This window comes from Streptomyces racemochromogenes (assembly GCF_044129415.1).
GTDB classification, from domain to species: domain Bacteria; phylum Actinomycetota; class Actinomycetes; order Streptomycetales; family Streptomycetaceae; genus Streptomyces; species Streptomyces racemochromogenes_A.
This window is the reverse complement of the sequence record NZ_JBBDHD010000240.1, coordinates 1-4,833: the sequence shown is the minus strand read 5'-3', so window position 1 is coordinate 4,833 and position 4,833 is coordinate 1. Positions and strand designations below refer to the sequence as shown.

The 4,833-nt window shown below is 69.5% G+C and carries 4 protein-coding genes and 1 pseudogene; all 5 read left to right on the top strand.

The annotated features are described in order from the left end of the window. Positions 1–204 precede the first annotated feature (204 nt). Positions 205–1,440, top strand: a complete 1,236-nt coding sequence (locus WDV06_RS36190; RefSeq protein ID WP_395514052.1) for a serine hydroxymethyltransferase — start codon at positions 205–207, stop codon at positions 1,438–1,440. Positions 1,441–1,544: 104 nt separating this feature from the next. Beyond that, the gene (locus tag WDV06_RS36185) at positions 1,545–2,891 is read left to right on the top strand and encodes an MraY family glycosyltransferase (RefSeq protein WP_395514053.1); all 1,347 of its coding nucleotides are present in this window, start codon (positions 1,545–1,547) and stop codon (positions 2,889–2,891) included. Between the two features lie 286 nt (positions 2,892–3,177). Continuing rightward, positions 3,178–3,615 carry a hypothetical protein gene (locus tag WDV06_RS36180; protein ID WP_395514051.1) on the top strand — a complete coding sequence of 146 codons (438 nt, stop codon included), beginning with the start codon at positions 3,178–3,180 and terminating at the stop codon, positions 3,613–3,615. A gap of 225 nt (positions 3,616–3,840) precedes the next feature. Beyond that, positions 3,841–4,665: a F0F1 ATP synthase subunit A gene (atpB, locus tag WDV06_RS36175; RefSeq protein WP_395514050.1), complete on the top strand. Its 825-nt coding sequence runs from the start codon at positions 3,841–3,843 to the stop codon at positions 4,663–4,665. A 78-nt stretch (positions 4,666–4,743) separates the two neighbouring features. Beyond that, positions 4,744–4,833: pseudogene (locus WDV06_RS36170) on the top strand (F0F1 ATP synthase subunit C); the annotation flags it as partial.

Genomic DNA, 4,833 nt, shown 5'->3' with positions numbered 1-4,833 from the left:
GAGCGGTGCGAGGGGTGCGTGGAGGAGGGGCTCGACGAGGCGCTGGACCCGGTGGTCACCGCCCTGACGGGCGTCACCCCGCCGCGCTGACGGCACGGGCGCCGGGCCGTCCCGCCCTGCGGGCGCGGGTGCCCGCAGGGCGTGAACGCGGGGTCCGGCCTACAGTGGCTGGTACCGGTACCCCCACTGCGCGGGAGTCGCGCCATGAGCGTCACCACTGAGCGGGCCACGGACGTCCTGCGGGCGCGGGATCCGCAGCTGGCCGACATCCTCGACGGGGAGCGGCAGCGGCAGGCCACCACGCTCCAGCTGTGTGCCGCCGAGAACTTCACCTCCGAGGCCGTGCTCGCCGCCCTCGCGTCACCGCTCGCCAACAAGTACGCCGAGGGGTATCCCGGCGCCCGTCACCACGGCGGCTGCGAGTACGCCGACCTCGCCGAACGGGTCGCCCAGGAGCGGGCCAAGGCGCTGTTCGGGGCCGAACACGCGAACGTGCAGCCGCATTCCGGCTCCTCCGCCGTCCTCGCCGCGTACGCGGCGCTGCTGCGGCCGGGAGACACCGTCCTGGCCATGGGGCTGGCGCACGGCGGGCACCTCACGCACGGCTCGCCCGCCAACCTCTCCGGGCGCTGGTTCGACTTCGTCGGGTACGGGGTCGACCCCGGGACCGGCCTCGTCGACTACGAGCAGGTGCAGCGGCTGGCACGGGCGCACCGGCCCAGGGCCGTCGTCTGCGGGTCCATCTCCTACCCCCGGCACCTGGAGTACTCGGCCTTCCGGGAGATCGCCGACGAGGTCGGGGCCTATCTGATCGTGGACGCCGCCCACCCCGTCGGACTGGTCGCGGGCGGCGCCGCGCCGAGCCCCGTCCCCTACGCGGACGTGGTCTGCGCGACCACCCACAAGGTGCTGCGCGGCCCGCGCGGCGGCATGCTGCTGTGCGGGGCCGAGTTCGCCGAGCGCGTCGACCGGGCGGTGTTCCCCTTCACCCAGGGCGGCGCCCAGATGCACACCATCGCCGCGAAGGCGGTGGCCTTCGGGGAGGCGGCCGGCCCGGCCTTCACCCGGTACGCCCACAAGGTCGTCGCCAACGCCCGCACCCTCGCCGAGGCCCTGGGGGCACACGGCCTGGCCGTGACCACGGGCGGCACCGACACCCACCTGATCAGCGCCGACCCCGCCCCCCTCGGCATCGACGGACCGGCCGCGCGCGGACGGCTGGCCGCCGCCGGGATCGTCCTCGACACCTGCGTCCTGCCGTACGGGGAGCAGCGCGGCATCCGCCTGGGCACCGCGGCGGTGACCACGCAGGGCATGGGGGAGCCGGAGATGGCCCGGATCGCGGAGCTGTTCGTCGCCGCGCTGCGCGGCGGGGACGTCGCCGCGACGCGTACCGAGGTCACCGACCTGGCCGGACGATTTCCCCCTTACGGGGCGTAACCGGGACAAGTGTCCCGTAGTGCAACCGGAACGAGGACTCCGCGCGTCCTCGTCCGCGTGTACATCGCGGCTAATGTGTGGGGCTGAGATGGCCGGCGATACATCTGGGGCAGCCAGTGCGTGAATATCTGCTGACGCTTTGCGTCACGGTCGCGGTGACCTACCTGCTGACCGGGCCCGTCCGGAAGTTCGCGATCGCGGCGGGCGCGATGCCGGAGATCCGCGCCCGCGACGTGCACCGCGAGCCCACCCCCCGGCTGGGCGGCATCGCCATGTTCGGCGGCCTGTGCGCGGGCCTGCTGATCGCCGACCACCTCCAGAGCCTCAACGGGGTCTTCGAACGGTCGAACGAGCCCAGGGCGCTGCTCTCGGGCGCCGCGCTGATCTGGCTGGTGGGCGTCCTCGACGACAAGTTCGAGCTGGACGCGCTCATCAAGCTCGGTGCCCAGATGATCGCCGCCGGCGTCATGGTCATCCAGGGCCTGACCATCCTGTGGATTCCGGTTCCGGGCATCGGCACCGTCGCGCTGACCCAGTGGCAGGGCACCCTGCTCACGGTGGCGCTGGTGGTGATCACCATCAACGCGGTGAACTTCGTCGACGGGCTCGACGGCCTGGCCGCCGGCATGGTGTGCATCGCCACCTGCGCGTTCTTCCTCTACGCCTACCGGATCTGGTTCGGTTACGGGATCGAGTCGGCGGCCCCCGCGACCCTCTTCGCCGCCATCCTGATGGGCATGTGCCTGGGCTTCCTGCCGCACAACATGCACCCCGCCCGGATCTTCATGGGCGACTCCGGCTCGATGCTGATCGGCCTGGTGCTGGCCGCCTCGGCCATCTCGATCACCGGGCAGGTGGACCCCGACACGATGGCCCTCTTCGTCGGCGGCGAGCGCAACGCCACGCACGCGATGCTGCCGGTGTTCATCCCGCTGCTGCTGCCGCTGACGATCATCGCGATCCCGATGGCGGACCTGGTCCTGGCCATCGTGCGGCGCACCTGGAAGGGCCAGTCGCCCTTCGCCGCCGACCGAGGGCACCTGCACCACCGGCTCCTGGAGCTCGGGCATTCCCACAGCCGCGCTGTACTCATCATGTACTTCTGGTCGGGGCTGATCGCCTTCGGGACGGTGGCCTATTCGGTCAACTCCGCCTCGATGTGGATCGTCCTCGCCATCGCCGCGCTGAGCGCCCTGGGCCTGGTGCTGCTCCTGCTGCCGCGGTTCACCCCGCGCGCCCCGCGCTGGGCCGAGGGGCTCGTCCCGCCGCGCTACCGGCACTCCCGGCGGGCCGCGGAGGCGGCGGCCGAGGCGGCGGTGCGCGAGGACGCCGGCACGGAGCCGGCGCCGGCGCGGCCGATCGCGGCCGGGGTGTCCGGCGTCAACGGCGCGACAGCGGTAGGCCCCCGTTCGCGCTTCCCCGACCGGCGTAAGGCCGGTTCGGCACGCTGACGCACCGGTCACATGTCCGACATGAACGCCCTTTACCAGACAAGCCGCAGCCCTGTCGTGCACACACGGGCGGATTAGCCCTCATGTGTGACAGTCAGCACACCGCACAGGTAAAGCTCTCATCAAATAGTTTGTGATACCGTTCACTAAACCCGGCGACAGAGCCGAAGGACCGTAGTGCGACGGTCCATTGGCCCGAGGCGATCACTCGGACCGGGCTTACGCTCGTCCCCGTACGAGTTCCCGTACGAGTCCGTGCCCCCACCACCACGCGGAGCAAACCGCCATGCGGTCAAACGACGTCCGATCCCTGCTGCAAACCGCCGTACCCACCGCTGCCGCCGGCCTCGTCGCCGCCGTGATCAGCGGTCTGGTCGTCGGTGGCAAGGGTGCGGTCGGAGCGCTCGTCGCGACCGTGGTCGTGATCCTGTTCATGGGCCTCGGATTCCTGGTCCTGCAGCGCACGGCGAAAACCCTGCCGCACCTCTTCCAGGCGATGGGCCTCATGCTCTACGCGGCCCAGATCCTGCTGCTCTTCGTCTTTCTCGCCGTGTTCAAGAACACGACGCTGTTCCACCCCCGGGCGTTCGCGATCACGCTCGTCGTCACCACCCTCGTGTGGATCGGCGCGCAGACGCGTGCTCACATGAAAGCCAAGATCCTTTACGTCGAGCCGGACTCGACCACGGGGGAAAAGCCCGAAAATCCGGGGTCCAAGCAGTGAGGGGTAGGGCCGGGATAAGTGTGCGTTCGAGATGCTGCTATCGTCCGGTTCAAACTGCGGCACTGCGGGCGCGGGCATCTGAGCTGACGCCTGTTCCATCGCGAGGCTCGATGCCTGACTGCCGCCCCCACACCCGTTACACCAGTCCAGTGCCGAACCGCGGCCGTGCGCCGCGCCGACACGATGAGGTTGCCGTACCTATGCGCCACGCTGAAGGAGTCCGCGGTGAGTGCTGACCCGACGCAGGTCCTCGCCTTCGAGACCGACTGTCACATCTTCTCCGGATGTGGCTTCCCCGGCCCGGGCCTGCACTCGTTCCTCTTCGAGCCGCTGTGGGGCGAAGCCGGCCTGACGAGCGCGTACTTCAACAAGCCGATGCTGCTGGCCCTCCTGGGCTCCGTGATCATCGTGGCTTTCTTCTGGGCCGCCTTCGGCCGGGCCAGGGTCGTCCCGAACAAGCTGCAGATGGTCGGTGAGGCCGGCTACGACTTCGTGCGCCGCGGCATCGTCTACGAGACGCTCGGCAAGAAGGAGGGCGAGAAGTACGTCCCCTTCATGGTCTCGCTGTTCTTCTTCGTCTGGATCCTGAACGTCTGGTCGATCGTCCCGGTCGCGCAGTTCCCGGTGACCTCGATCATCGCGTACCCCGCGGTCCTCGCGCTGATCGTCTACTTCATCTGGATGTCGGTGACGTTCAAGCGTCACGGCTTCGTCGGCGGCTTCAAGAACCTGACCGGCTACGACAAGTCGCTCGGCCCGGTGCTCCCGCTGGTCATGGTCATCGAGTTCTTCTCGAACGTCCTGGTGCGCCCGTTCACCCACGCGGTCCGACTGTTCGCGAACATGTTCGCCGGTCACACCCTGCTGCTGCTGTTCACCATCGCCAGCTGGTACCTGCTGAACGGGATCGGCATCGCCTACGCGGGCGTGTCGTTCATCATGGTCGTCGTGATGACCGCCTTCGAGCTCTTCATCCAGGCTGTCCAGGCGTACGTCTTCGTCCTCCTGGCCTGCAGCTTCATCCAGGGCGCGCTCGCCGAGCACCACTGAGCCAGGCCGCCCACCCCCATCCCCCTGTCGTCCGGTGGCCAACCCCCACCGGTCCGTGAAAGAGAAGGAAGAACTGGCATGTCCCAGATCCTTGCTGCCGCCGAAGGCGTCACCGGTTCCCTCAGCTCCATCGGTTACGGCCTCGCGGCCATCGGCCCGGGCGTCGGC